Annotated in this window: 25 protein-coding genes and 1 pseudogene; 17 read left to right on the top strand and 9 right to left on the bottom strand. The window is 42.5% G+C overall.

Annotation, left to right across the window (positions count from 1 at the left end; translation table 11 throughout):
• Positions 1-1,593 (bottom strand): flavin monoamine oxidase family protein, encoded by a 1,593-nt coding sequence (locus tag QE417_RS22790; RefSeq protein WP_311954176.1) that lies wholly within the window; start codon positions 1,591-1,593, stop codon positions 1-3.
• A gap of 334 nt (positions 1,594-1,927) precedes the next feature.
• Here QE417_RS22790 and QE417_RS22785 point away from each other — a divergent pair, with 334 nt between their 5' ends.
• A complete protein-coding gene (locus QE417_RS22785) occupies positions 1,928-2,290 on the top strand; it encodes a BlaI/MecI/CopY family transcriptional regulator (protein ID WP_311954173.1) in 363 nt (120 codons plus the stop codon).
• Positions 2,291-2,295: 5 nt separating this feature from the next.
• Positions 2,296-4,164 (top strand): TonB-dependent receptor plug domain-containing protein, encoded by a 1,869-nt coding sequence (locus QE417_RS22780; RefSeq protein ID WP_311954171.1) that lies wholly within the window; start codon positions 2,296-2,298, stop codon positions 4,162-4,164.
• Positions 4,165-4,198: 34 nt separating this feature from the next.
• Here QE417_RS22780 and QE417_RS22775 read toward each other — a convergent pair whose 3' ends face one another.
• Positions 4,199-5,284, bottom strand: a complete 1,086-nt coding sequence (locus QE417_RS22775; protein ID WP_311954168.1) for a DNA topoisomerase IB — start codon at positions 5,282-5,284, stop codon at positions 4,199-4,201.
• Positions 5,285-5,450: 166 nt separating this feature from the next.
• Positions 5,451-6,467, bottom strand: coding sequence for a threonine aldolase family protein (locus tag QE417_RS22770; RefSeq protein WP_311954165.1), 1,017 nt, complete (start codon positions 6,465-6,467; stop codon positions 5,451-5,453).
• A 42-nt stretch (positions 6,468-6,509) separates the two neighbouring features.
• On the opposite strand from QE417_RS22770, the gene QE417_RS22765 reads away from it, so the two are divergent.
• Positions 6,510-7,151 (top strand): hypothetical protein, encoded by a 642-nt coding sequence (locus QE417_RS22765; RefSeq protein WP_311954162.1) that lies wholly within the window; start codon positions 6,510-6,512, stop codon positions 7,149-7,151.
• 38 nt (positions 7,152-7,189) lie between these two features.
• A complete protein-coding gene (locus tag QE417_RS22760; protein ID WP_311954159.1) occupies positions 7,190-7,882 on the top strand; it encodes a hypothetical protein in 693 nt (230 codons plus the stop codon).
• A gap of 2 nt (positions 7,883-7,884) precedes the next feature.
• Here the strand turns inward: QE417_RS22760 and QE417_RS22755 are convergent, their stop codons facing one another.
• The gene (locus QE417_RS22755; protein WP_311954158.1) at positions 7,885-9,096 is read right to left on the bottom strand and encodes a glycosyltransferase family 87 protein; all 1,212 of its coding nucleotides are present in this window, start codon (positions 9,094-9,096) and stop codon (positions 7,885-7,887) included.
• Positions 9,097-9,164: 68 nt separating this feature from the next.
• On the bottom strand, positions 9,165-10,379 hold the full coding sequence (locus QE417_RS22750) for an NAD(P)/FAD-dependent oxidoreductase (protein WP_311954156.1): 1,215 nt from the start codon (positions 10,377-10,379) through the stop codon (positions 9,165-9,167).
• Here QE417_RS22750 and QE417_RS22745 point away from each other — a divergent pair.
• From QE417_RS22745 to QE417_RS22730, 4 genes are all read left to right on the top strand, one after another.
• Positions 10,378-11,013 carry an NADH-quinone oxidoreductase subunit A gene (locus QE417_RS22745; RefSeq protein ID WP_311954152.1) on the top strand — a complete coding sequence of 212 codons (636 nt, stop codon included), beginning with the start codon at positions 10,378-10,380 and terminating at the stop codon, positions 11,011-11,013. The two genes, QE417_RS22750 and QE417_RS22745, sit on opposite strands and share 2 nt — an antisense overlap.
• A complete protein-coding gene (locus QE417_RS22740; protein WP_311954150.1) occupies positions 10,994-11,473 on the top strand; it encodes an NADH-quinone oxidoreductase subunit B in 480 nt (159 codons plus the stop codon). Before QE417_RS22745 ends, QE417_RS22740 begins: the two co-directional genes overlap by 20 nt.
• Positions 11,474-11,623: 150 nt before the next feature.
• The gene (locus QE417_RS22735; RefSeq protein ID WP_311954148.1) at positions 11,624-12,382 is read left to right on the top strand and encodes a DUF4932 domain-containing protein; all 759 of its coding nucleotides are present in this window, start codon (positions 11,624-11,626) and stop codon (positions 12,380-12,382) included.
• Between the two features lie 186 nt (positions 12,383-12,568).
• Positions 12,569-13,279, top strand: a complete 711-nt coding sequence (locus QE417_RS22730) for a DUF4932 domain-containing protein (protein ID WP_311954145.1) — start codon at positions 12,569-12,571, stop codon at positions 13,277-13,279.
• 82 nt (positions 13,280-13,361) lie between these two features.
• On the opposite strand, the gene QE417_RS22725 is transcribed toward QE417_RS22730, so the two are convergent.
• Entirely contained in the window at positions 13,362-14,822 is a 1,461-nt protein-coding gene (locus QE417_RS22725) for an isocitrate/isopropylmalate family dehydrogenase (RefSeq protein ID WP_311954143.1), read from the bottom strand.
• A gap of 120 nt (positions 14,823-14,942) precedes the next feature.
• Between QE417_RS22725 and QE417_RS22720 the strand changes: the two genes are divergently transcribed.
• Both QE417_RS22720 and purE read left to right on the top strand, forming a co-directional pair.
• The gene (locus QE417_RS22720; RefSeq protein ID WP_311954141.1) at positions 14,943-16,082 is read left to right on the top strand and encodes a 5-(carboxyamino)imidazole ribonucleotide synthase; all 1,140 of its coding nucleotides are present in this window, start codon (positions 14,943-14,945) and stop codon (positions 16,080-16,082) included.
• A 112-nt stretch (positions 16,083-16,194) separates the two neighbouring features.
• Positions 16,195-16,716 carry a 5-(carboxyamino)imidazole ribonucleotide mutase gene (purE, locus tag QE417_RS22715; protein ID WP_311954139.1) on the top strand — a complete coding sequence of 174 codons (522 nt, stop codon included), beginning with the start codon at positions 16,195-16,197 and terminating at the stop codon, positions 16,714-16,716.
• 92 nt (positions 16,717-16,808) lie between these two features.
• Here purE and QE417_RS22710 read toward each other — a convergent pair whose 3' ends face one another.
• Positions 16,809-17,372 carry a YqgE/AlgH family protein gene (locus tag QE417_RS22710; protein WP_311954136.1) on the bottom strand — a complete coding sequence of 188 codons (564 nt, stop codon included), beginning with the start codon at positions 17,370-17,372 and terminating at the stop codon, positions 16,809-16,811.
• Positions 17,373-17,468: 96 nt separating this feature from the next.
• On the opposite strand from QE417_RS22710, the gene pdxH reads away from it, so the two are divergent.
• The 3 genes and pseudogenes from pdxH to QE417_RS22695 all read left to right on the top strand — a co-directional run bounded on the left by pdxH (position 17,469) and on the right by QE417_RS22695 (position 19,980).
• Positions 17,469-18,116, top strand: coding sequence for a pyridoxamine 5'-phosphate oxidase (gene pdxH, locus QE417_RS22705; RefSeq protein WP_311954134.1), 648 nt, complete (start codon positions 17,469-17,471; stop codon positions 18,114-18,116).
• Complete coding sequence (locus QE417_RS22700; protein ID WP_311954132.1) at positions 18,113-18,610, top strand: NADH-quinone oxidoreductase subunit C; 498 nt, start codon at positions 18,113-18,115, stop codon at positions 18,608-18,610. The genes pdxH and QE417_RS22700 overlap by 4 nt, the downstream gene beginning before the upstream one ends.
• A gap of 184 nt (positions 18,611-18,794) precedes the next feature.
• Positions 18,795-19,980: pseudogene (locus QE417_RS22695) on the top strand (NADH-quinone oxidoreductase subunit D).
• 14 nt (positions 19,981-19,994) lie between these two features.
• Here the strand turns inward: QE417_RS22695 and QE417_RS22690 are convergent.
• Positions 19,995-21,104, bottom strand: coding sequence for a mandelate racemase/muconate lactonizing enzyme family protein (locus QE417_RS22690; protein WP_311954130.1), 1,110 nt, complete (start codon positions 21,102-21,104; stop codon positions 19,995-19,997).
• 231 nt (positions 21,105-21,335) lie between these two features.
• Between QE417_RS22690 and QE417_RS22685 the strand changes: the two genes are divergently transcribed.
• From QE417_RS22685 to QE417_RS22670, 4 genes are all read left to right on the top strand, one after another.
• Positions 21,336-22,079: a DUF4290 domain-containing protein gene (locus QE417_RS22685; protein WP_311954128.1), complete on the top strand. Its 744-nt coding sequence runs from the start codon at positions 21,336-21,338 to the stop codon at positions 22,077-22,079.
• Positions 22,080-22,307: 228 nt separating this feature from the next.
• Complete coding sequence (murA, locus tag QE417_RS22680) at positions 22,308-23,615, top strand: UDP-N-acetylglucosamine 1-carboxyvinyltransferase (protein WP_311954124.1); 1,308 nt, start codon at positions 22,308-22,310, stop codon at positions 23,613-23,615.
• A gap of 121 nt (positions 23,616-23,736) precedes the next feature.
• A complete protein-coding gene (locus QE417_RS22675) occupies positions 23,737-24,972 on the top strand; it encodes an MFS transporter (protein WP_311954122.1) in 1,236 nt (411 codons plus the stop codon).
• A gap of 75 nt (positions 24,973-25,047) precedes the next feature.
• A complete protein-coding gene (locus QE417_RS22670) occupies positions 25,048-25,686 on the top strand; it encodes an HAD family hydrolase (RefSeq protein WP_311954119.1) in 639 nt (212 codons plus the stop codon).
• Here the strand turns inward: QE417_RS22670 and QE417_RS22665 are convergent.
• Positions 25,683-26,198, bottom strand: coding sequence for a DinB family protein (locus tag QE417_RS22665; RefSeq protein ID WP_311954116.1), 516 nt, complete (start codon positions 26,196-26,198; stop codon positions 25,683-25,685). The genes QE417_RS22670 and QE417_RS22665 overlap by 4 nt on opposite strands.
• Positions 26,199-26,226: the final 28 nt, after the last annotated feature.

Raw genomic sequence — 26,226 nt, 5'->3', positions numbered from 1 at the left:
TTATCCTTTAATATTAGTATCGGGGTATGCAACCCTTGCCTCGGTTACCCGGCCATGCAAAGCGGCTACCACACTCCGTGCCGATTCGAACGCGCCGGCCATCCAAGCGTTGAGGTAAGTTAAATGCTCGCCGGCAAAGTATACATTACGGTCGGGTTTTATTAGCGCCGGATAATGATCTTTACGGGTGGCGTTAGAATAAACCGCCCAGCCGCCCATATTGTACTTGGTTTTATGCCAGCTTACCGAAAACGACTTCTCAAACTCCTTATCATACTGCGGATGAATGAGACGGCCTTTTTCCAGGGCCAGCTTTTCGCGCTCGGCATAGTCCAGTGCTCCTACTTTTTCGGCTTTTTCGTTAAAATTATAGTACCCTATCAGTATTCCCTTTTTACCCAAATAATCATTCGACGGATAGAAAATTTGTGTGAGATCATTATTGGTATGGGTTATACCACCGTAAATATTCTCATCTTCTTCCCAAAACCTACGCCTAAACTGTAAACCTATTTTACCGGTTTGGTTATAGCTTATAAAATCGATAGCCCGACTTACATCGCCCGCAAAATTATTACTAATGTTGCTCAGCACCGGTAACGGTAACGTGCATATACACATATCGCCGGTTATGGCCTGTTCGCCTTTGGCATCCTTATATAATATCTTAACACCATCGGTAGTGTTTGTAATATTGGTAACCTCGGCACCTGTTTTAAGCATCGCGGCTACCTTTTTTTCTAAGGCTTTGGCAATGTTATCCATACCGCCTACGGCCTGAAACATGGTCATTTGAAGCTCGTAGGTGTATTCGGCAACGTTGTAAAAGTCGGGGTCCATAAGGCCCGAATGGATAAGGTCGGCCAATTTGTTCGGGTCAGCTATCTTGCCCGGGCGATTACCTGCGCCCGGTGATTCCAGGTAACCGCGCCGGGCCGAAGCTTTATAAAGTTTATCTACATCGAGGCCGCCTTCGGCCATTAAGTATTCAATTACCTTTTCCGCGTCTTCTTTGGTAAGCCCGGTATCCAGCTTGCCATAATCCATGCTTTTGGCCAGCATTTCGGTCATGTAGCCGCGTATATCGTTATGTACCTCGCGGTTGCGTATCTTTTTGTTTGATAGCGGGCCTTTACCCTCTGCAAAAAAATACGTACTCTCATTTACGTTATTATAAACCTGTAACGGCACGCCCAGCTCGCGGCAATAGTGCATAGTAAGCTGGTGGTGATGCGGTATACGCGATGGGCCTGCATTAAAATACAATCCATCATCAAAACCCGCTGTTACGGTTGGGTTATCGCTCTCTGTGTGCTTGCTTCCATTGCGGATGCTCCAGCAGCGCCCGCCTGTACGTTCGCGGGCTTCTAAAATCGTGCACTGGTAACCCAGTTTGCTTAACTCATAGGCGCAGGTCATTCCAGCTAAACCAGCACCCAGTATAATTACTTTCTTCCCGTTGCCACTACCTTCTAAACTAAAAGCATGCGCGGGAGCCGGTTTTAACATTCCCAAAGCCATCATGGCAGGGTAAGCAGCACCGGTTAACATAGCTCCGCGACCTAAAAAATCGCGCCTGGATATGCTTTTCAAAATTTAACAGTAGTTTTTATTAATTAATTACGTAGTAAAGATATATAATTTTGATGTTTTTATAAAAAAAGCTGAAAATATTTTAAAAAATATCCAAATTTTATTCTGATTTATTAAAAAGTATATTTCTACTAAATATTAATGTGCAAAATTTGGCGCAACAATCCGTAAAACTTCAACTACTTATACAATTTAATTGCTTAAAACATCTCCAATTCACAAATAATACCGTGCAATTCACCATACTCCAACAGTTAATGCATTAAAAAATTATTTTCAAATAATTTTGGATTATTACGAAACATTCGTAGATTTACGAAGTTATCGTAGAAAGATGGAGAAATTATCACAACAAGAAGAAGACGCAATGCAAGCCATATGGCAAACCGGCGAAGGTTTTATAAAAGACTTTTTAGAGGCTATACCCGAGCCCAAACCGCCTTACACCACCCTTGCATCTACGGTTAAGAACCTGGAGCGTAAAGCATTTGTGCAAAGCATTAAAATGGGCAACAGCTTTAAGTACTCTCCCATTATTAAGGAAGAAGATTACAAAAAGCGCTTTATGAAAGGGTTTGTGAGCGATTACTTTCAAAACTCGTATAAAGAACTGGTTACCTTTTTTGCTAAAGACAAAAAAATAAGTGCCGAAGAACTCCAGGAAATCATTAATCTAATTGAAAAACCTAAAAACTAACTATTATGCCGGTTTTAATCATATACCTGCTTAAAGTAAATGCCGCCCTGCTGTTATTTTGCCTTGGCTATTACGGCGTACTGCGCAAACTTACTTTTTATACGCTAAACCGCGTGTACCTGGTAACGGCCATTATATTTTCGACCCTGTATCCGGTGGTGAATATTGACACCCTGCTGCAACGCCACGAAAAGCTATCAGCACCATTAAAGCCCCTGCAAACAGTAGTAATTGATTTTAGCGACCGTGTTGTGCACATTACCCAACCCACTGCCCAAACCAACTACTGGCAATGGATAGTAATGGTATTTTGGATAGGTGTTGTGGTGATGGCTTGCAGGCTGGCAGCACAGTTTTGGTCGCTGTTAAGAATATATAAACGATCTGAACCTGCACAAATCTATAATCAACCGGTGCGTATTATTAAAGAAGATGCCAACCCGTTTTCATTTTGGCAAAGTATTTATATAAACCCCAAGCACCATGCCGAGGGCGAACTACGCTCTATTATTGCCCACGAGCAAATACATGTTAAACAATGGCATACATTGGATATTTTACTGGCCGAGATAACCCTCGTGTTTTACTGGTTTAACCCGGGTGTGTGGCTCATGAAAAAGGCCGTAGCCGAAAACCTGGAGTTTATAACCGACCGCAAAATACTTCAGCAAGGCATTGATGCCAAAAGTTACCAGTACAGTTTACTATATGCCAGCCTAAACACATCGCCCAATGCCATGGTGAACCACTTTAATATATCAACCATTAAAAAACGTATTATGATGATGAATTCAAAAAGATCTTCGAGGTTTGGCCTTGCCCGTTATGGGTTTGTTGCTCCTATTATGATTGCCCTGTTATTGGTTTTTGGAACAAGTAAGGCAGCCCTCATCAAAAAAACGATAAATCAAGTACAAACAGCTACCGGTGCGGCCATTAAAGATTTGGTATCTGATAATTTGGCCTCAACAAAAGCTGAGTCTAATGAAAGCTATGCGGTACAGGCTAAAAAACCTGCTGAGCAAATAAATCTGCAAAAAGCAGATATCAGCAGTTCAAACACACTAAATTTAATTGATACACCTAAAATAAAAATATCAGTTAAATCCGCATTAAATGACTCGGTACTGTACGTAGTTGATGGGGTACCCTTAAAAGGAATTAATCCCCTTAGCCGCATAAATCCTAATGAGATAGAAAGTGTAGACATTTTTAAAGATTCAACAGGGGTAAAACTATACGGAGAGGCGGGAAGAAAAGGACTTATAATTGTTAGTTTAAAAAATACCGACAGTGAGGCTAAGAGACAGTTAAATCAAAAACTTATCGACCTTGGTACTACTAATAAAAACAAGGCGTTTGTAAACGAAGTAATTATACGAGGCAGGCCAGATACAAACCTAAAACCAACAGGTTATTATACCCCTGCAGGATCAGACACGAAAGTTCCGGTGTATGGTAATGAAAGTACTATACTTGCCTTGGCTGGCTCGGCCCATAAAAGCTCTCCTGCTGTAAGCAAACTTGTAAAAGAACGAGACAGTTTGGACCGGGCAATTCAGGCTAAAATACATGATGAGGTTGCCACCGCCAGGGAAAAAGGTGTTAAAGAAGTTACTGTTATTGGTTATGGTACAAAAAGCACTGGTTTAAAAATAATAGGCACTCAATTAGCGGGCAAAGAACCTTTATGGGTGGTTGATGGAAAATCGCAGTTATTATCCCCTATTAATGACATAAACCCAAATACGATAGAAAGCATAACCGTACTTAAAGATGCATCGGCTGTTGCTTTATATGGCCAGCAGGCCGCTAATGGCGTAATTGTGATTACCACCAAAAAGGCAGTTAAAAATACCCCTAAGAAAAACTGATTGATTGAGTTAATTTAGTTTTCAAAAAGCACGATCAGCTGGCCTCCGCCAGCTTTTCGTGTTCGAGGATATTGAGCAGCGCTTTCTCGGCAGTATTCAGCTCGGAAGCGGTTATATCTTTATCCTCATCCAAATCTTCGATGTACTTAAAAAGCGTACCCTCTTCGTAGCTTTTAATTACAGTAGGATGCACATAATACTTTTTACAAACCGTACGGGTATTGCCCAGCGTTAAGGCTACGTTATCTAACACGCTAATAATATTCTTTTTGCACTGGGTTTGGTTTTCAAACTCGCCTGCCTCTTTAAATGCGTATAAGGCACTTACACTGCCCGCCCAGGTTCGAAAATCTTTGGCCGTAAAATCTTCGCCGGTAATTTGTTTAAGATAATCGTTCACATCGCCCGAGTCAATGGTGCAGCGTTTTCCATCATCATCAAAGTACTGAAACAGTTCTTTGCCCGGTAAATCGCGGCATTGCTTTACCAGTTTAGAGAGTTTCCTGCTTTGCAAAGCAATTTTATGATAAACCCCTTTTTTACCTTTAAACTCGAAGTTTATTTTAGTCCCGTCGATCTTTACATGCTTGTTCATCATGGTGGTTAAACCGTACGAGCCATACAGTTTTTTGTACGATTCATTACCTATACGGATGCTGGTCAATTCCATTAAACGCACCACCAGTGCCAACACCTTATCATGATCGAGGTTACGGCGTTGCAGGTCTTCATCAACGCGTTTGCGTATAGCTGGCAAGTGTGCAGCAAATGCCTGCAAACGGTGATATTTGGATTGATTGCGTATCTTGTTCCAATCGGCGTGATAGCGGTATTGCTTGCGCCCCGCAGCATCTGTACCGGTAAACTGCAGGTGACTGTTTTCATGCGGCGATATCCATACGCTGGTGTAGGCCGGCGGTATAACCAATTTATTGAAACGCTGTATCAGCTCTTTATCTTTAACCGGCTTGCCATTAGCATCAATATAACTGAAACCCTTACCCGATGGCTTACGCGAGTAACCAGGAGATGTATCAGATACATATCTTAACCCTGCGGCTTTAGCGGTAATTTTAGGATCGCGGCCAATTTTTTCGAGTTTTTTAAGGAGGCGGTTCATGAGCTTTTTTCTTATAACATTTTAATAATGTATAAGTTTTAGCTATAACTGCTCCTATTACCATTTCTATGTAAGCGCGTCATTGCGAGGAGCGAAGCAATCTCTGAACTATGCATACTCGCCTGCCTACACAGAGATTGCTTCGTTCCTCGCAATGACAAATTGATTATAACAATCCACTCAATACCTTTACCGTATACTCAATTTGTTTAGCGTGCACGTCCAGATGAGTTACAAAACGCACACGGTTTGCATCAGTACTATTACACTTCACACCCTTTTCGGCCAGCCTGTTCACTATAACATCGGCAGGTTCCGGAGTATCAAACAATACGATATTAGTTTCCACATCAACTATGTTGCTTACCCACGGGCATTTCCGCAGTTCATCGGCTAAAATGTGTGCATGGCTATGGTCAATTTTTAAACGCTCCACATGATGATCTAAAGCATAAATACCGGCGGCCGCCAAAAAACCTGCCTGGCGCATACCTCCGCCTAAAACCTTGCGCAAGCGGCGTGCGTATTTAATGGTACCCGCATCAGCCAGTAAAACCGAGCCTACCGGGGTACCTAATCCCTTTGATAAACAAACTGAAATACCGTCGAAATACTTGCCATAATCGGCAGCATTATCGCCGGTGTGTACAAGGGCATTGAATATGCGGGCACCGTCCAGGTGAAGTTTTAGTCCGCGTTGTTTACATAGCGCAGCAATGGGGGCAATTTGCTCAAGGGTATAGCATTTGCCGCCGCCTTTGTTCACGGTGTTTTCTAAAACCACCAAACTGGTATTGGGGTAATGTATGTTTTCGGCATTAATCTCAGGCTCTATCATTTCGGTCGTTAATATACCGCGCTCGCCGTTGAGCAAACGAGTAGATACCGCCGAGTTAAAGGCAATGCCTCCACCCTCATAACGGTAAACGTGAGCGGTTTGGTCGGCAATCAATTCATCTAAAGGCTGGGTAAAGCTTTTAATGGCTATTTGATTGGTCATGGTGCCGGATGGGCAAAACAAACCGGCCTCCATGCCAAACATTGCAGCGGCCTTGGCTTCCAGTTCGTTTATGCTTTCGTCTTCGCCAAACACATCATCGCCTATTTTGGCGTTCCACATGGCTTCAAGCATGGCGGGGGTTGGCTTGGTTACAGTATCGCTGCGCAGATCAACGGTCATCATGTTATTATTTCAGTTATATTAGCTTTCAAATATCTAAATCTTATGCGTACAATTTTACTTGCCCTTTGTATTTTGGGTGTTACACTCACAAGCCATGCACAATCATTATTTGGCAAAACCTGGATTGATGGATATTACTATGATTTAACAGGTAAAAAAGTCACTGGACTAATTTCATGGTCTGCCCCTCAAAAATCATTATTCAGCACTGAGGGTGACAGGATTTTCTTTAAAGAAAAGGAAGATGCCCAGAAAGTAAAATTATTATCCAAACAAATCTCAGGATTTGTAATGGATAAAGACAGCTTTGTTGTTTCTAAACATATCGATTTAAAAGATTTTTCATTCCTTTCTGTAGTTCTTAATACTCCAACTAAGTTGTATCTATCTACTATAGCTTATTCTGCAATTACATCCAATGGTATGGTAAGCGGAGGTGTGTTAAAAAATTATTACTATGGCCCGGACCCTGATAATATTACGAAAATTACACGTAAAAACTACATAGATGTTTTGAGCCAGCTTATGGCCGACAAACCAGATGTAGTTGCAAAAATTAAAGATAAAAAATTCAGGTTTGGCCGCATAGATGACCTTGTTGAATACTATCAAACCGGCGTAATACCTAAAACAATATTATTTTGGCCAAAAACTAAAGACGGCAAGGCCGACGACATGTATTAACCCATCGCAATAAAAAACAGTTAATACGTTTACTCATTATGAAATACCTGCTTCTATCAGCATTAACTTTAATTACCTGTACCGCCTTTGCCCAAAAGTGGCAGCCCGGCTATTTTTACGATGTAAAAGGCAACAAAGTACCCGGCTTAATACAACAAGGCCAAAGCGGCAAAGGCCCTGTTAAAAATGAGGGGTTTATTATTTATAAAGAAAACCCAAAGGCCAACGAAATAAAACTCAGCGCACGCGACCTTAAATATTATGTGATGGGTAAAGACAGCTTTATAGTTGCCCACCCACCATCATATGAAACATGGCCCAAGGCCGAAATTGATTTTGTAAAGGTTGAGTTAGATGAGCCTTTAAAACTATACGTTTACCACGGTGGCAGCAGCGGAAGCGGAGGTGGTGGCTTTAGGGTATCACCAAGTATTGGAGGCGGTATTGGCACCGGTGGCTTTGGCGGAGGCGGTGTAGGCATTAGCCTTGGCGGAGGAGGTGGCGGTGGCGGCGGTGGCGCTTACAACCGCGGTGCTACTTATTACTTTGGCGAAAACGTAGCCGGTATGAGTCAGGTTACCCCCATGAATTTTATTGACGTAATGACCGATATTATGGCCGACGAGCCACAAGCTGTTGATGCCATACAACAAGGCAAATTCAATATCAGCAAGATGGACGGTTTGCTAAAGTATTACCGTGCTTTACGCGAAGCACGGGCTAAGCAGTAATTTCAGGCTATTGATGGTGCTGATTCTTTAATTGCTTCATGAGCATCTGCCTTATGTAATGCGCCGCTGTTTGAGAAATCTTTAAATATCAGCTCATAAGTGATCATCAGCCATACTGCAATACATGGCCATGCTTTCATTACATACTTATTAATAAACTCATGCCTGATGTATTTGGGGAATGCATCAGTTGGGCCTAAACCGGTAATTAACACCAACAATACCAACAATACAATATTGGTACGGGTAAAAGGTTTCTCTTGCATAAAAATCCACAAGGTAGCACCCACTACGGCAATAATATAAGTTGGATGCTCAGAACCTGTACTGAATAGTACAATAAGTAATAATGCCGAAGCCAGAACCTGATACCTGAAACGTATAAATTGATATTGCCCAAAACGTAATAACGGGATACCAAAAGCCAATACACCAAACAACAAAAACGGCCAGTTAGGGATGTTAATATTACGGGTTAAATGGCGAACAGTTCCCATAACTGATATATCTTGGGAGCTTTCTAAGCCTAAGTTTTCGAGATTCTTAGCATGGAGAGATTCATACCAATCGAAGTAGGATTGAATAACGAATTGCTTACTGGTAATAAGCATAGGAGCCGCAAAGAAGACTGCAAGCCAGAATATTCCCCACAGCACAAATTTGAGCTTATGTTTAGAGAACAAAAAGAAGGTTAAACCAACAATTGGGTATAGTTTAATAAGCGTACCTAAAACTATAAATAAAGTTGCCCACTCTTCTTTTTCATCTTCAACCAGCAAAAAGCTAAAAATTATGATAGCCGTAATTACCGCGTTAAACTGTATGTAATGCGCGGCATTGGCAAACTCCATTACACTAAACAGCATAATAAACATTTTATGCTTATTGGCTAAAGGAAACAGGCGAATAGCCCAAACAATGAGTGCAGCATTTAGTAAGCTGAAAAAGAAAAAGCCCCAACCATCGGGCAGTAGTGCAAACGGTGCAATTATTACGCTAAAAAGTACGCCATAATGGTTACAATCGCCGTACTCGGCAGGGTAATAGTTGTAGAGGTTTTTTTGCTGTACGGTATGATAAAATACGTACTTAAAGATAGAATAGTTGTTGTAACGGTTGTTAAAATATTTAAAAAACCAGCTAAATGTAGCTACCAAAAAATATAGGCCACTTACTATTTTATATGCGGAAGGCTTAGATAATCTCAAGTTCATTTGTAACAAAGGGGTTACAAATATATAATTTCATTATAAGAAATAATAACTCTGAGATTAAAAAAAGATTAGAATTGTTGCGCAATTACAAAGCCCGAAGCCCAGGCCCACTGAAAGTTATAACCGCCTAACCAACCGGTAACATCAACACACTCACCGCCAAAATATAAGCCGGGTACTTTTTTAGCTTCCAGGGTTTTAGATGATAATTCGTCCGTGTCAACGCCGCCGCGCATTACCTCGGCTTTATCATAACCTTTGTCGCCCGCTGGTTTCACTTTAAACTCATGAATTAACTGCTCCATCAATTCCAGATCAGCTTTACTTAACGAGGCAAGATTTTTTTGAACAGGCAGCATGCTGCTTAAAGCTTCGGCAAATTTACGGGTGTAAAGACCTGCAAGTAAGTTGAGCAATAATTTTTTAGGATTGGTAGCGCGCTCGGCTGTTATCAGGTCGGTAATGTTTTGCTGGGGCAGCATATCCATATAAAACACCTCTCCTGCCTGCCAGTATGATGAAATTTGCAAAATGGCCGGTCCGCTAAGTCCCCAATGGGTAAACAGGATGTTCTCTTCAAAGCTGATCCTCTCGTTCCAAACACGACAAAAAATACTATTACCCGATAGCTGCTCATACCACGACTGATCTTTACCAGTAATAGTTAAAGGCACCAGCGCGGGTACGGTTTTAACCACGTTTAACCCAAACTGGCGCGCTATACGCAAGCCAAAATCACTGGCCCCCAATTTTTGTACAGGCAACCCGCCAGAGGCCATTACCACGTTGGGTGAAGTTATTTGCTGGGTTTTGCCATACCGCTCGTAGGTTATTACAAAACCGCCTTGGGCTTGCTCAACGGCTTTCACTTCGGTCTCCAACCATATGGTTTGATCTAAATCGGCACACAGGTTGGTAAATACCTCCACAATGTCTTTGGCTTTGTTGGTGGTAGGGAACAACTGACCAAGCGTTTTTTCCTGCCCCGTGATGCCATAGGTTTCAAAAAAGTTGATGGTATCGTCTACCGTCCACTGTGACAAGGCCGATTTGCTAAAATGCGGATTGGCCGAGATGAACTGTTGCGCCGTGGTATGCAGGTTGGTGTAGTTACAACGCCCGCCCCCGCTAATGAGTATTTTAGCACCCACCCTATCATTACGCTCCAGCATGAGGGTACGCTTGCCTAAAAATCCGGCTTGCACGGCACACATGAGCCCACAGGCACCACCGCCAATAATTATAGCATCAAAATTTGATTGTTTTGTTAGATTTGCACACATGAACGAGGTTTCGCAAATATCGGAATTTGGAAAGATATTTATCTTCCTTATTGTTGGGTTTGTTTTGGTGAGCATGACCTTGTTTTTGAACAAGTTACTTCGTCCACATAACCCTAACGCCGAAAAACTAACTTCGTACGAATGCGGCGAAGAACCCATAGGCAGTGCCTGGATACCGTTTAACACCCGCTTTTACGTAATAGCTATTATATTTTTGCTGTTTGATGTAGAAATGGTATTCATATTTCCGTGGGCTACGGTTTATGCCAATGCCGATCTAATTGCTATTGACAAACGCTGGGGCATATTTACACTCATTGAAATGTTTGTATTTGCCGGTATATTGATATTAGGACTTGTTTACGTATGGCGCAAAGGTGATTTGGAATGGATAAAACCTAACCCCGAAGTACCGGTTAGCAATGTTAATATACCAAAATCGGTTTACGATACACTAAACCTGCAACAGGCAGCGTTTAAACACAAAGAATTTAAACTTGAACATGAGCCCTCAATTGTAGCAGTCCCTTCAACAACTGCTACCGCTAACGCCACTGTCACTCCAAATACGGCCCGTAAGCCCATGTTTAAACCCACTTTTAAAAAGCAGGCTAATGACCCAGGGAATGAATGAAGAAGGCGGCGTAGTTGTAACCAAGTTAAACGATTTGATGAACTGGGCACGGCTATCATCTGTATGGCCTTTAAGTTTTGGCATTGCCTGTTGTGCTATTGAAATGATGGGCATGTATGCATCAACCTATGATGTTGACCGCCTGGGCGTATTCCCGCGCCCTTCGGCCCGCCAGGCAGATGTGATTATTATTGCCGGCACTGTTACTTTTAAAATGGCCGAACGCATTAAACGCCTGTACGAACAAATGCCCGAGCCGCGTTATGTTATCTCGATGGGATCATGCTCAAATTGTGGTGGCCCATACTGGCAACATGGCTATCATGTGGTAAAAGGTGTTGACCGAGTGATACCGGTTGATGTGTATGTGCAAGGCTGTCCTCCTCGTCCTGAGGCACTTATCGGGGCAATTATTGAACTTCAAAAGAAAATCGAGCAAGAAAGCTTAATTTCCTTTTGAAGTTATTTAACCATTAATTTAATAAATATTTATTTTACTTGTTTTTTAATAAGTAACAAATCTGTTATATATCTTTATATAAATTAATTAAAAAAAACGTAACTATTTGTTTTTCAATTCCGTTTACAGGCATATAAATATACTACACATATGAAACTATTTTACAAAGCCCCTTTGATTGGAACTGTGATGCTGGGTGCAGTAACATTAGCTACCGGCTGCAAAAGTTATAATGATGTAACAGCTCATTATAGCTCAAAACACATTAAAGCCAACAAAAATCAAATTAGAGCCCAAATTCCGGAAGTAACTGAATTGGGGTACATTGTACTTGCTTTAACTGATGCAGGTAAAAATTACGTAAATACAAACAGCCCCTATTACGATGAAGTGGTGAAGCACTTTGCCGCATTTAAAAACCACAAGGCTGTTGAAACACTTAATGAAGATTTAAAAGAAAGCCCGGAAACATTTACCCATTTCCGTAACGGATTATTTGCTTTCATGATTAACAAGCAAAACCGCATTGTGGTAAAAACCGATTACCGTATCGATTTAAACCGCGTTGATTTCAGACGCTATACTGCCGCCCTTAACGACTTTATGGAAGATTCAAAATTCCGTGAGTTTTACGCCGCCCACAAAAGTTTTTACAGCAAAATGGAAGCCGCCCAAAGCCAAAGCCTGAGCATGACATCGGCTTGGAGCACCGTGGGTAAAAACAAGAATTATACTAAGCCATTTCAAAGCTACCAGGTTATCATGTCCCCTTTAATGAAAGGCGAATCGAGCACACTGGCTATCAGTGGTCGCGGTTTCAGCGAATGCTTGATCTTTGCCGAATCAACCGATAAAGCTTTAGCTTCGGCATCAGATATTAAAGTAGCTGCTAACTCTATTAACGACTAATAAAAGTAAAATAATAATAAAAAACCCCGGTTATTTTAACAATAACCGGGGTTTTTTATTTTGAAGTGAATTAAGCGTAGTGAATTGCATTTCTTAAATAAAACCTGTAATTATTAAAATAACGGAGCAAACACATTAACAACTACAGTGTTTATTTAAGTACTTTATCTACAAACGCTTACATAAATGAAACACCAAACTCATCTTACTTGTGCAATTGCACTATTTGCTGCAACACTCACTTTAAATAGCTGTAAAAGTTACGATGTAACCCCACGCTATACCGAAAAATATATTACTGTCAACACCGGGAAAATAGAAGCCGTGGCACCCGAATCATATGAATTGGGGCTTGCGCTACTTGCATTAACTGATGCAGCCAAACGTGATAGCAGTTTAATAGATACGAGCACACCTTATTACAAAGACTTTACCGCTTACTTTAATAAATATAAAGACCATAAAGCGGTGTTACAACTTAACGCCGGTTTAGGTTCATCGCGTAAATTAATTGAAAAATATAGGAATGGACTCTTTGCTTTCAAGCTTGTTAATGGCCGTTTTGCACTCAAAGAAAACTATCGCATTGATAACAGCAAAATTCAGTTTAAGCGTTATGCAGGGCTGTTAGAAGATTTTTATAGAGACAGCAAATTCGAAAAGTTTTATGCCGATCATCAAGGCACTTACAAACAACTGGTACAAAAAGCAGAAAATTACGTAAGTTTTGAGAACTTAAAAACCACGGTAAATAAAGATGCCAAAAGCTTTCATGTATTAGTGTCGCCTTTAATGAAGGGCTTTCCAGGTATCATGGACATTAAAAGCGAGGCTTTTAGCGAAACGGTTATTTTCCCATACCTTGCCCCTAATGGCTTAATATACCAGTCCAAATAACATTGCATTAAATTTCAGTCAAAAAAAAAGCGGTTCAGTTTTACCTGAACCGCTTTTTTATGCTTGCAGCAAAATTATTTGATTATTGACCCTGAGCCAGTGAGTAACCAATTTTATCGCCAAACTTCATTAAGAACTCAACTGAGCCTACTTTAACCACGTCAGATACTTCGGCTGCGAGGTCAAAGATATCACGCTGGGTTAACTCAACACCCTCCGGTTTTTCGTAACGTATACGGAACTGGTTTACCAACTCGGTATAAACCGAACCGGTAGGCCAAACTTGGGTACCACGGTTTGAGATCATGATAAGCTCAAATTTATCGTTTAGTTTGCTTTTGGCAATTTCGGCTAATTCACCTGGCTGACCGGTAAATTCAACAAAAACATCAACACCTAAAATTTCTTCGGTAATGTTAGGATCGGTAACGGTGATCTTGTTTTTTTCCGGTGTAAAATCGGCGTTGGTTTTGCACTCAAAGTTAGGCTGCCCATGTGCACCGCCCGATGATGGGTGCTTGCCAAGGTTTGCTATAATGCAATCAGCAAATTCGGTAGTATTGGCCGATTTGGTTGCACGATCGCCAAAATCGCCCGTGTGGATGCCTTTTTCTAAAGTATAAAGCAATGCATTCTCGATGGTTGCGGCATGGCCGGTTAAGCCCAGGTAACGCAGCATTGATATACCCGAAAGCAATAATGCAGTTGGGTTAGCTATATTTTTGCCCTGAATATCGGGTGCGGTGCCGTGTACGGCTTCAAAAATCGAGATGTTATCGCCAATGTTGGCCGATGGGGCAAAGCCTAAACCACCTACCAAACCGGCACAAAGGTCAGACACGATGTCGCCCTGCAGGTTGGTTAAAACGATGGCCTGAAAAATTTCGGGGTGGCTCACCAATTTCATACACAAATCATCCACAATAATGTCTGATGATTGTATTTCCGGGTATTCTTTAGCTATTTCGTAAAACGTTTCGAGGAACAAGCCATCGGTCAATTTCATGATGTTAGCCTTGTGACCGCAAGCCAGTTTTTTCAACCCTTTACGGCGCGCCATTTCAAACGCGTAACGTATAACCTGGGCCGAACCCGGACGGGTGATGATACGACGACCAACAGCCACATCATTTGTGATCATGTGCTCAATGCCACCGTAAGTATCCTCAATGTTTTCGCGTATGATGGTCATGTTGATTTGGATACCCGCTTTTGAAAACACGGTTTGTACGCCGTTAAGGGTACGAAAATCGCGCTGGTTGGCATAAGTATTCCACACTTTGCGGGCCGTAACGTTTATACTTTTTACACCCTTGCCTTTTGGGGTTTCCATTGGGCCTTTAAACAAGATGCCCAAATTTTCGATGGTTGCTTTCGCGGCCTCGGTCATACCGGTTGAGTGTCCTGCATCGAAATAAGATTTTCCCATTTCTACAAATTCATACTCAAGAGGTACTTCGTTCGCCTCAAAAATATTAAGTACGGCTTCCATTATTTCAGGACCTATACCATCGCCTTTGGCTACAGCTATTCTTGTCTTCATTAAGGGTAATGTATTATGTTAATAAACTTTTGCAAATATACAGCTAAACACGCATAATTGATTTGGATAAATTTGATTTAGGGTTTTTAAAAGATTTGGGCTTAATTTGTAAACCGAAATATGAAAGCATTTTATGGCGATTTAAGGCTTGGAATTTTAGGCGGCGGACAATTAGGCCGCATGCTTATACAGCAAGCCATCAATTATAACGTAACCGTTAAAGTTTTAGACCCCGACCGCGAAGCGCCCTGCCGCAAGCTATGCGACGAATTTGTAGTTGGCTCGTTAAGCGATTACGAAACCGTATATAATTTTGGAAAAAAGGTTGACCTCCTTACCATCGAAATTGAGAAGGTTAACGTTGACGCTTTAGAACAATTGGAACGCGAAGGCGTGGTGGTTTATCCGCAACCCCGTGTAATAAGATTAATACAGGACAAGGGACTGCAAAAGCAGTTTTTTAAAGAAAACGAAATTCCCACGGCCGAGTTTCAAATTATAAGCAGCGCTAAAGAACTACAGGAAAGCACTATGCCTTTCCCTTACATTCAAAAGCTACGCCGCGACGGTTACGATGGCAAAGGTGTGTATAAGGTAGTTGACGAAAGTTATTTAGCCAAGGCCTTTACCGAACCAAGCCTTATTGAGCGTTGGGTTAATTTTGAGAAGGAAATTGCCGTAATAGTTGCCCGCAACGAAAAAGGTGATATAGAAACCTTCCCCATGGTGGAGATGGAGTTTAACCCGGAAGCCAATTTGGTAGAGTTTTTAATTTCGCCATCTACCCTATCATTCGAAATACAGCAGGAAGCAGCTAACATAGCCAAAAAAATTGCCGAAAGCCTGCGTATTGTAGGTTTACTGGCGGTTGAAATGTTTTTGGACAAGAACGGTAAGATATTAGTAAATGAACTCGCGCCACGCCCACACAACAGCGGTCACCAAACTATTGAGGGCAATGTGGTGTCGCAATTCGAGCAACATTTGCGCGCTATATTTAATCAACCGTTAGGTAATACCGACAGCTTGAGCAACGCCATTATGATAAATGTATTGGGCGAACAAGGCCACGAAGGGCCGGCAGTTTACCAGGGCATTGAAAAGGTATTAAACTGCCCCGGAGTGTATATTCATTTGTACGGTAAAGCATTAACCAAACCTTTCCGCAAAATGGGACATGTTACTATTGTTGATGTTGATAGAGAGAAAGCGATTGAAAAAGCAAGGTACGTGCAGAATACGCTTAAAGTAATTAGTTAGATACCCAACCCGTCATTGCGAGGTACGAAGCAATCCCTGAACGATTTGCATATACTGTATGCATCCGCAGAGATTGCTTCGTACCTCGCAATGACGCTTAATAACATATACAATGACCTCAGAATATAAAGTAGGAATTATAATGGGCAGCAAATCAGATCTGCCTGTAATGCAGGATGCTGCCGATGTGCTTACCGAATTAGGCGTTGCCTATGAAATTACCGTGGTCTCAGCCCACCGCACACCCGATAGGTTATTTGATTATGCAAAATCGGCCGCAAGCCGTGGCTTAAAGGTAATAATTGCCGGTGCAGGCGGTGCAGCGCATTTGCCGGGCATGGTAGCCTCATTAACCCATTTACCGGTAGTTGGCGTTCCTGTAAAATCGAGCAATTCAATTGATGGTTGGGATTCGGTATTATCTATACTCCAAATGCCAAATGGTATCCCAGTGGCAACCGTAGCACTCAATGCTTCTAAAAATGCAGGCCTACTTGCTGCCCAAATATTATCAACAGCAGATGAGAAATTAACCCAAGCCCTCATCACTTACAAACATGAATTAGCCCAAAAGGTATTGGATTCGGCAGAAGATATGAAAGCTGAAGGGTTGCCAATTGGGTATAACGGGTAACCTCTCCTAAACCCTCTCCAAAGGAGAGGACTTTAAAAAGTAAATACCAATTTGTTTTACTCCCTCTCCTTTGGAGAGGGCCGGGGTGAGGTTTAATTCAACATCGGATTTTCCGGAAAATTAGCGATATGCGCATATCGCTGGCCTAAGCTAATTACTGCTTCGCGCCACAAGTTTTGTTCATCGTGCATAAAAAGCACTTCAGGATTAAACTTATTGGCTACTATCCAGGTATCTTCTTCTATTTCTGTATCCAGCTGGCCGGGGTTCCAGCCCGAGTAGCCCATAAAAAAACGGATCTCGTTTTCGTTTAGCTGGTAGTTGTTCAGCAGTTCTTTTACACGGTCAAAACTTCCGCCCCAGTAAATACCATCCCATACCTCTACCCCGCCTTCAATTTTATCAGGGCAACGATGAATAAAGTGCAGGGTATTGTTGGCAACCGGTCCGCCAATGTATATGGGCATTTCCGAGTAGTTCACATCGGGCAATACATCGCTCAGCTTATATTCGCTCAGGTGATTAAGTACATAACCCAGCGTACCGTCTTCAGCGTGTTCGGCCAATAATATTACCGAACGCTTGAAGTTTGGGTCCATCATAAATGGTTCAGAAATTAGCAGGCGCCCGGCGGCGGGTGTTATAGTACTTAGCATAGTTAAAATTTACTTGTATAACATGAAGTGTATAAATATGTTCATTTTAACACTCGCTTCATAAATTGATAACGGCAATTAGTAAGTTTGCAGCAAATGGATGAAAAAGACATACAAAACCTAAGACAAGAGTATCGCGCCAGCTCATTAAAAGAGGCCGACGCTCATGCCAACCCTATAAAACAGTTCGAGAGCTGGTTTAACCAGGCTGTTAAGGCCGAAGTACTCGAACCCAATGCCATGACGCTGGCCACATCAACACATGACGGCCGACCATCGGCACGTGTGGTACTGTTAAAGGGCTTTAACGAAGATGGCTTTTCGTTTTACACCAATTACCTTAGTCGTAAAGGTAAAGAAATTGCCAAAAACCCGCATGCTGCTCTCGTATTTTTTTGGGGCGACCTGGAGCGCCAGATACGTATCGAGGGTACTATCGAAAAATTAAGCAAAGAAAAATCGGAACACTACTTTCACTCGCGCCCTAAAGGCAGCCAGATAGGTGCTATGGCATCTCCCCAAAGCCAGGAAATTGAAGACCGAGATGTGTTAGAGAAAAAGTGGCAGGAGTTAGAAGCCGAGTATGAGGGTAAAGAAGTGCCTAAGCCAGCTTACTGGGGTGGCTACATTTTAAAGCCGCAATTAATAGAGTTTTGGCAAGGCCGCAGCAGCCGCCTGCACGACCGCGTTTTGTATAAAAAAGCTGATAAAAAGACCTGGAAAAAAGTAAGACTTGCCCCATGATGTTAGATAGCGTTAAAGAAATACTAACCGCACGCTTTGGCCCCGAAGTAATTGTTGGCGAAGAAACCGGCGGCCTGCAACCAGCCCTGCTGATAGCGCCCGACCGTATTGCCGACGTATGCCTGGAGCTGAGAAACAACCCGGCTACGTATTTCGATTTCCTTTCGTGCCTTAGCGGGATTGATTACGGTGTTACAGCCAACCGCTTTGGCGTGGTGTATCACCTGGCATCTATCCCCTATCAAACGCAGCTTACCTTAAAAGTGAGTAAAGAGCACGGCCGCGATGTTAACAACTTACCAACGTTCCCTACCCTGTCAAACGTTTACCGTACCGCCGACTGGCACGAACGTGAGGCATATGATTTAGTAGGCATCTTTTTTGAAGGGCACCCCGATTTACGGCGTATTTTATTACCCGATGATTGGCAAGGTTTCCCGTTGCGAAAAGATTATGAAGCTGCGGAGTATTATAAGGGGATAAAGATAGATTAGGCGAGAGACAAGAACCAAGAGTCAAGACTTTGAATTAAGTCCAACATGTCATTTCGAGGAACGAGAAATCTTTTCAAAGCGACCAACTAAACAGTTCGAAAAGATCTCTCACTCCGTTTGAGATGACAAACAGTATAAACACAAGGAAATTTCGAATTGAATATTCGAAATTCGAAATCCAAAAATGACCGCATTAGAACAATATCATAAAAAAATAGCCGAAGCCGCAACACAGGATATGATCCTGAATATGGGGCCGCAGCACCCGTCTACCCACGGGGTTTTACGGTTGGAGTTGATCACCGACGGCGAGATTGTGAAGGAGGTTATTCCGCATGCCGGTTACCTGCACCGCTGTTTTGAAAAGCATGCCGAAAACTTAACGTATCAGCAAACTATACCTTTTACCGACAGGATGGATTACCTGGCCTCCATGAACAACAGCCACGTTTGGGTAATGGGTGTTGAACGTATGCTGGGTATTGATAAGGATATTCCGAAACGTGTGGAGTATATACGCGTGCTGGTTTGCGAATTAAACCGCATTGCATCGCATTTAATTTCCATCGGCACTTACGGTATTGATATTGGCGCATTTACACCTTTTTTATGGTGTTTTCGCGACCGGGAACATATTATTGGGTATGCTGGAATGGGCTTCGGGCTCACGCATGCTGTACAACTATATTTGGATTGGCGGCCTATTTTTCGACCTTCCTGTTGGTTTTGAAGAACGTTGCCGCGAGTTTATAGAATACTTTAAGCCTAAAATGGTTGAGCTGAATGAGCTGCTTACCAATAACCAGATATTTATTAGCCGTACCGCCAACGTGGGTGTTTTACCCATGGATGTGGCCATTAATTACGGCTGCTCGGGCCCAATGCTACGCGGCTCAGGTTTAAAATGGGATTTACGCCGTATAGATAATTACTCGGTTTATCCCGAACTTGATTTTGAAATACCCGTTGGCGAGGGTTTAATGGGCACCAAAGGCGATTGCTGGGACCGTAACAAGGTTCGTGTTGATGAAATTGGCGAATCGCTCAAGATCATTGAGCAATGCCTCGATCGCCTGCAAAAAGAACTTAAACGTTTCCCCGAGTTCGATCCACGTGCTAAACTCCCACGCAGACTTGCCCCTAAGGCTCAGGATTACTACATGCGTGGCGAAGGTTCAAAAGGCGAACTTGGATTTTACTTTATTACCGATCCCTCAGGCAAATCCGAAATCCCGTTCCGTGTAAAATCGCGCGGGCCAAGTTTTCATAATCTTTCGGTATTGTCCGAAATTTCAAAAGGCGTTATGATCGCCGATCTGATAGCCATAGTAGGTTCTATTGATTTTGTTTTAGGCGAGGTAGACAGGTAATTTTCAGGATAAGTTTATATCGTCCACCTTTCGCACTTCTCTAAAAACTCCGGCCGGGCATCGGCTCCAATGCCGGGGGTATCATCAATATTTAAAAAGTAGCCATCATAAGTAACCCCACCAAGGCATGGGTCTTCGAGGTGGCCTAACATGCAGGTATCCATATCAAAAAATTGAATATTGGGGCTGGCGTAAACCAAATGCAGCTTAGTGCTCAGGGCAATACGGCTTTCGAGCATACCGCCCATCATGCAAGGTATATTATGCTGCGCTGCTAAATCGTGTATTTTACGCGCCTCCAAAATCCCGCCCGATTTAGCCAATTTGATATTAATGTAATCGCACGAATTACTCTCAATTTGCAAGCGGGCATCGTAATGGATATACACGCTTTCATCTGCCATAATTTTTACTGGCGATAGGCTGCGTAGTTCGGGTAGCTTATCATTATACCAGGTACGCATGGGTTGTTCGCAAAACTCTATGCCATACTCACCTAAGGCTTGTAAGGCATATATGGCATCATCATAACTCCAGCCCTGGTTGGCATCAATACGTATCTTCATTTCGGCACCAACGGCCTCCCGTATTTGCTTAATGCGCTCTACATCCTGCCGGGCATCTTTGCCTAATTTTACTTTTAATATGGAAGCTCCGGTTTGCTTAAAGTGTATGGCCTTTTGCGCCATCACTTCGGGCGTGGATATGCCAATGGTAATATCGGTTTCAACCTCGCGGCGGCTTCCGCCTAAAAATTTATATAGAGGCAAGCCTGCATTTTTTGCCGCTATATCGTACAGTGCCATATCGAATGCCCCTTTTATGGTATAGTTTCCGGCGGTAAAATCGTGCAGTTGCTGCATCCGTTCGGGTATATGAAGCGGATCTTGCCCGATCCAAAGTTTGGCAAAATCGCGGGCCATTACTAAGCAGGTATCCTGTGTTTCGCCCACTATCATAGGAAAGGCCGAGCACTCACCTACCCCGTACAAACCGGCATTGGTATGTAGGCGTATAAAAACATTTTGCGCATAGTTCATGGTGCCGGTGGCAATGGTAAAAGGCTCCATGGCAATGCTTAAACGGTAAATATCAATATGGGTAATGCTAAGTTGATCAGGCATGTAAACTTAATACGTTATATTTTAGGGGATAGATGATAAATATTTTGACTTGACGGCAAAAATTTACACATTTGTGCTACTTATTTTAGCTGTAACCCACACAATTTAGCTTATATTTGCGTTACCCGTATATATTTTATTAATTAACTTACTCAAATCCGGCTGCCGCATATTTCCTTATACTATTTTAAAGGACCGGCGCTGAACTGAAATTTTACTCTAAACAATTACATGGCTGCAAAACTTACGCCTGGAGAATTTGATTATAACTCAACCCGTAGCAAACTTTTATTAACCGAATACGGTCGCAACGTACAAAACATGGTTAAGTACATTGTTGCCCTGCCCACCAAAGAAGAACGTAACCGCTATGCCAACGTGGTTATTGAATTAATGGGCTTTTTAAACCCGCACCTGCGTGATGTGGCCGATTTTAAGCACAAGCTTTGGGATCACCTTCACATCATATCCGACTATAAAATTGATGTTGACGCGCCTTACCCGCTGCCATCGCCCGAGGCTATACATATCAGGCCCGAGCCGTTAGGCTATCCTAACCAGCGCATCAGGTTTAAGCACTATGGCAAAACCATTGAACTGATGATTGCCAAAGCCAAAAGTATTGATGAGCCTGCACGCAAGCAGCACATGGTACAGGCTATTGCCAATTTCATGAAAATGGCTTATGTGCAATGGAATAAAGACTCGGTAAGCGACGAGATCATTTTAAATGACCTTTATGAACTATCAAAAGGTGAGCTGAAACTTGAAGACAATGTTAACCTTGCCAAGGTTGAATACCGTACACCGGTACAAGCCCGCACCAATAACCAACGCAACAACAACCAGCAAAACCGTGGCGGTCAGCAAAATCGTGGTGGCGGAGGTCAGCAAAACCGTGGCGGAAGCGGCGGCGGACAGCAAAACCGCAATAATAACCAAAACCGCAGCAATGGCGGTTCGAGAAAATACTAAGGGAATAGAACCAAGAGCTAAGAGCCAGGAGCCAAGACGTTTATTTGTGAGTCTTAGCTTCTGGCTTTTGCGTTTGAGGCAAACCTTAATTTTGTGAAGTCTTGGTTTTTGTCTCTTGATTCTTGCTTCTCTTTTAAAGAGCCTCTTGTTTCTTGCCTCTCTTTTAAACATCTTTGCAAACAAATCAACCGGCAATAGTGTGCTGTTATACACTATATTGAATTTTATATGAAAAATGCTTTTGAAATTGTAGGTGGTAAAAAACTTAAAGGCGAAATTACTCCGCAGGGCGCTAAAAATGAGGCTTTGCAAATACTTTCGGCTGTGCTGTTAACCGGCGAAAAAATTACCATCAGCAATATACCTGATATTAAAGATGTTAACAAGCTAATTGAATTGCTTGGAGATATGGGCGTTAAGGTTGAACGCCTTGCTCCTGATACTTATACTTTTGAAGCCAGCGAAATTGATCTTGAGTTTTTCCACTCAGACGAATTTAAATCAAAAGGTGGCAGCTTACGTGGCTCTATCATGATCGTTGGCCCGTTACTGGCACGTTTTGGTAAAGCATCAATTCCTAAACCGGGTGGTGACAAAATTGGCCGCCGCAGGTTAGATACCCACTTCCTGGGTTTCGAAAAATTAGGTGCCCGTTTTGATTATAACCCCGAAGACGGTTTTTTTAAAGTAGATGCATCAGACCTTAAAGGTACTTACATTTTGCTTGACGAAGCATCGGTTACCGGTACAGCTAACATTGTTATGGCTGCTGTATTGGCTAAAGGCATTACTACTATTTACAATGCCGCTTGTGAGCCTTACCTGCAACAGCTTTGCAAAATGCTTAACCGTATGGGCGCTAAAATTACCGGCATAGGCTCAAACCTGCTTACTATTGAAGGTGTAACCGAATTGCATGGTACCGAACACCGTATGCTGCCCGATATGATCGAAATTGGTTCTTTCATTGGCTTGGCTGCCATGACCGGTTCTGAAATTACCATTAAAAATGTTCAGTATAAAGAGTTAGGCATAATACCTGATACGTTTAGACGCCTGGGTATAAAACTGGAGCTGCGTGGTGATGACATTTTCATACCATCGCAGGACCATTACGAAATTGAAAGCTTTATTGATGGCTCGATCATGACCATTGCCGATTCGCCCTGGCCTGGCTTTACGCCCGATTTGATCAGCATTGTATTAGTAGTAGCTACACAAGCAAAAGGTTCAGTATTAATACATCAAAAAATGTTTGAGAGCCGCCTGTTCTTTGTTGATAAACTGCTGGATATGGGCGCGCAAATTATTCTGTGCGATCCGCATCGCGCTACGGTTATTGGCTTAGATAACCAGGTCAAGTTACGCGGTATATCCATGACCTCGCCCGACATTCGCGCGGGAGTGTCATTGTTAATTGCAGCGCTATCAGCTCAGGGCAAATCAACTATTTACAACATTGAGCAAATTGAGCGTGGCTACCAACACATTGACGAACGATTAATAGCACTGGGTGCCGACATAAAGCGTATCTAAATATTACAGATACACCTTAAGTAACAGAAACCACTGCTTGATAATCAAAGCAGTGGTTTTTTATTTTACAAGGTTTTTTTCAAACACAAATTCAAAGATTTTATTCCTAAATATTACACAAATGTTTAACTATACTATTAACCTTTACAAAGCCGCCTACAGCGGCCTGGCCCGAAGTAGTTGGTACCTGTCGCTGGTTTTGCTGGTAAACCGCAGCGGCACTATGGTACTCCCTTTCATGACCATTTACTGCACCCAGCACCTGCACTTTACTATTGCACAGGCAGGTATAGTTATGTCGATGTTTGGCTTAGGCTCATTAGCGGGCGCATTTTTGGGTGGAAAAATAACCGATAAATATGGCTTTTATGATGTACAGTTTGGTGCGCTACTAAGCGGTGGCTTAATTTTTCTGATACTGGGTTTTCAGCAAAGCTTATGGTCGGTTTGCCTTACCAGCTTTATTTTGAGTGTTTGTAATGATGCCTTCAGGCCGGCAAACTCAACAGCAGTTGCACATTACAGTACTCCCGAAACACGCACCCGCTCCTACTCGCTCAACCGCTTAGCTGTTAACCTGGGTTGGGCTGTTGGCGGTGCCGTGGGCGGTTTTATAGCATCTGTAAATTACCACCTTTTGTTTTGGGTTGATGGTTTTACCAATATATTTTCGGCCTTTTTACTTTTAAAACTTATGCCGCGCACGGGTGCGGTAAAAAAGGTATTGCACAAAGCTCAACAAGCTGCCGTAACGGCATCAGCCTATAAAGATGGTGTGTATCTACTTTTCCTGGTATTTACGGCCTTGTTTGCAACCTGCTTTTTCCAGTTTTTTACGCTGCAACCGGTGTTCTTTAAAACACACTGGCACTACACCGAGCGTTTTATTGGTATGCTCATGTCAATAAACGGCTTACTAATTATTGCAATTGAAATGGTGCTGGTGCATAAAATAGATGGCAGGCGGCACCCACTTGTTTATATTCCGCTGGGGGTATTGCTTATGGGCTTTGGCTTTGCCTTAACCAACCTATTACCAGGCACAGGGTTTACCGGGTTTATGATAATTGTTTTTTTAACCATAGGCGAAATCATGAGCATGCCATTTATGAATGCGTTCTGGATTTCGCGTGCGAACGAAAGTAATACAGGGCAATATGCAGGTTTGTACAGCATGGCGTGGTCTACCGCTCAAATTGCGGCCCCGGCTTTGGGTAGCTTTTTGGTTGATTACAACGGCTATACTTTTTTATGGTGGGCGTTGGGTGTGATCAGCATCGTTTCGGCCGGTGGGTTTACAGTTCTGTATTACAATAGGTTTAGCAGGCGCACAAAACCTTTACAAGTAAACATTTAACCAAATTTGAGCGGCTACAAGCTATAAGTTAGCCGCTCAAATAAAACATGCTTCAAAATTTGTGGTTTGTATTTTATGATTAAGGCCTTGATACTCGATTTAGATAATACTATTTACCCGGTTAGTTCAATTGGCAATGAGCTGTTTGAGCCGTTGCAACAACTGCTTAATGAACATAAAGCAGAGGTTGCCGAAGACGTAATGCGCGAAATTAAAAAGCAAATTATGCGTAGGGCCTGGCAAAAAGTAGCCGATGAAAACAGACTTAGCCCCGAACTTATAAAAAAAGGCAACGAATTACTAAGCAACTTGACTTATGATAAGCCAATGAACACGTTTGCCGATTATGAGCATGTAAGACAATTGCCATTAGCTAAGTTTTTAGTTACCATGGGTTTTACCAATATGCAAAACAGCAAAGTAAAACAGCTGAATATAGGCGACGATTTTACCGAAATTCATATTAATGACCCGGAACTAAGCAAAGACACTAAAAAAGAAGTATTTCAGGACATCTTGCTAAAACATGCCTTAAAGCCTCACGAAGTGCTGGTGATAGGTGACGATCCTGAATCGGAAATCAAAGCGGCATTACAACTGGGCATACCTACCGTGTTGTACGACCGTAATAGCGATTACTCGAATAAAGTGGCCGACCATCATATTAACAACTTTGCCGCATTGCAAAGCATTATTGATAGCTACGGCAATTAATAACCCGCCTTTAAAATTTTAACCGTAACCAGTAATTGACCTAAATGTCTCATGGTGTGTTCGGCAGCGTGAGTATACAGGCCAATTACGGTTGATGGTATTTGAGCACGACCCACTCCCCTAATTTCGGTTAGCCGACTTTCGTCTTCTTTGCTTAACTGGTTAAGGGCAGCATCAATTTCATTACTGAAAGTTTCGACCAAAGTTTGCACGCTGTAATTAGCAGATGGCGGGTTGCCTTCACCTGCTAAATAGGTTAATTGCTCAACATTCAATGCCTCGGCACGGGCATAGGTAAATAAGCGGTTCAAAACCCCGGTGAGGTGCTGTAAATGAAATGCGGGTGAAGCCAGATTGGCCGGCTTTTGCCATAAATGATTCTCAGAAAAATCTTGCATCAACTCAAACAGTTCTTCGCGGGCTTGTAAAAGCGCATGCGCTACCGGTTGCAATAATGCCGGTATATTGGGCAGTGGCCCTCTCAGCCATACTTCGGGTTTTGAATTAGCCATAGCGTAAAATTATGCTAAACTATACAAC

This window comes from Mucilaginibacter terrae, assembly GCF_031951985.1.
Classification (GTDB): Bacteria; Bacteroidota; Bacteroidia; order Sphingobacteriales; family Sphingobacteriaceae; genus Mucilaginibacter; species Mucilaginibacter terrae_A.
This window is presented reverse-complemented; position numbering and strand designations above follow the sequence as displayed.

Coding starts and splice junctions, on each gene's coding strand:
- QE417_RS22785 (WP_311954173.1), top strand. CDS start 1,928: ATGGAGAAATTATCACAACAAGAAGAAGACGCAATGCAAGCCATATGG.
- QE417_RS22780 (WP_311954171.1), top strand. CDS start 2,296: ATGCCGGTTTTAATCATATACCTGCTTAAAGTAAATGCCGCCCTGCTG.
- QE417_RS22775 (WP_311954168.1), bottom strand. CDS start 5,284: ATGAACCGCCTCCTTAAAAAACTCGAAAAAATTGGCCGCGATCCTAAA.
- QE417_RS22770 (WP_311954165.1), bottom strand. CDS start 6,467: ATGATGACCGTTGATCTGCGCAGCGATACTGTAACCAAGCCAACCCCC.
- QE417_RS22765 (WP_311954162.1), top strand. CDS start 6,510: ATGCGTACAATTTTACTTGCCCTTTGTATTTTGGGTGTTACACTCACA.
- QE417_RS22760 (WP_311954159.1), top strand. CDS start 7,190: ATGAAATACCTGCTTCTATCAGCATTAACTTTAATTACCTGTACCGCC.
- QE417_RS22755 (WP_311954158.1), bottom strand. CDS start 9,096: ATGAACTTGAGATTATCTAAGCCTTCCGCATATAAAATAGTAAGTGGC.
- QE417_RS22745 (WP_311954152.1), top strand. CDS start 10,378: ATGAACGAGGTTTCGCAAATATCGGAATTTGGAAAGATATTTATCTTC.
- QE417_RS22750 (WP_311954156.1), bottom strand. CDS start 10,379: ATGTGTGCAAATCTAACAAAACAATCAAATTTTGATGCTATAATTATT.
- QE417_RS22740 (WP_311954150.1), top strand. CDS start 10,994: ATGACCCAGGGAATGAATGAAGAAGGCGGCGTAGTTGTAACCAAGTTA.
- QE417_RS22735 (WP_311954148.1), top strand. CDS start 11,624: ATGAAACTATTTTACAAAGCCCCTTTGATTGGAACTGTGATGCTGGGT.
- QE417_RS22730 (WP_311954145.1), top strand. CDS start 12,569: ATGAAACACCAAACTCATCTTACTTGTGCAATTGCACTATTTGCTGCA.
- QE417_RS22725 (WP_311954143.1), bottom strand. CDS start 14,822: ATGAAGACAAGAATAGCTGTAGCCAAAGGCGATGGTATAGGTCCTGAA.
- QE417_RS22720 (WP_311954141.1), top strand. CDS start 14,943: ATGAAAGCATTTTATGGCGATTTAAGGCTTGGAATTTTAGGCGGCGGA.
- purE (WP_311954139.1), top strand. CDS start 16,195: ATGACCTCAGAATATAAAGTAGGAATTATAATGGGCAGCAAATCAGAT.
- QE417_RS22710 (WP_311954136.1), bottom strand. CDS start 17,372: ATGCTAAGTACTATAACACCCGCCGCCGGGCGCCTGCTAATTTCTGAA.
- pdxH (WP_311954134.1), top strand. CDS start 17,469: ATGGATGAAAAAGACATACAAAACCTAAGACAAGAGTATCGCGCCAGC.
- QE417_RS22700 (WP_311954132.1), top strand. CDS start 18,113: ATGATGTTAGATAGCGTTAAAGAAATACTAACCGCACGCTTTGGCCCC.
- QE417_RS22690 (WP_311954130.1), bottom strand. CDS start 21,104: ATGCCTGATCAACTTAGCATTACCCATATTGATATTTACCGTTTAAGC.
- QE417_RS22685 (WP_311954128.1), top strand. CDS start 21,336: ATGGCTGCAAAACTTACGCCTGGAGAATTTGATTATAACTCAACCCGT.
- murA (WP_311954124.1), top strand. CDS start 22,308: ATGAAAAATGCTTTTGAAATTGTAGGTGGTAAAAAACTTAAAGGCGAA.
- QE417_RS22675 (WP_311954122.1), top strand. CDS start 23,737: ATGTTTAACTATACTATTAACCTTTACAAAGCCGCCTACAGCGGCCTG.
- QE417_RS22670 (WP_311954119.1), top strand. CDS start 25,048: ATGATTAAGGCCTTGATACTCGATTTAGATAATACTATTTACCCGGTT.
- QE417_RS22665 (WP_311954116.1), bottom strand. CDS start 26,198: ATGGCTAATTCAAAACCCGAAGTATGGCTGAGAGGGCCACTGCCCAAT.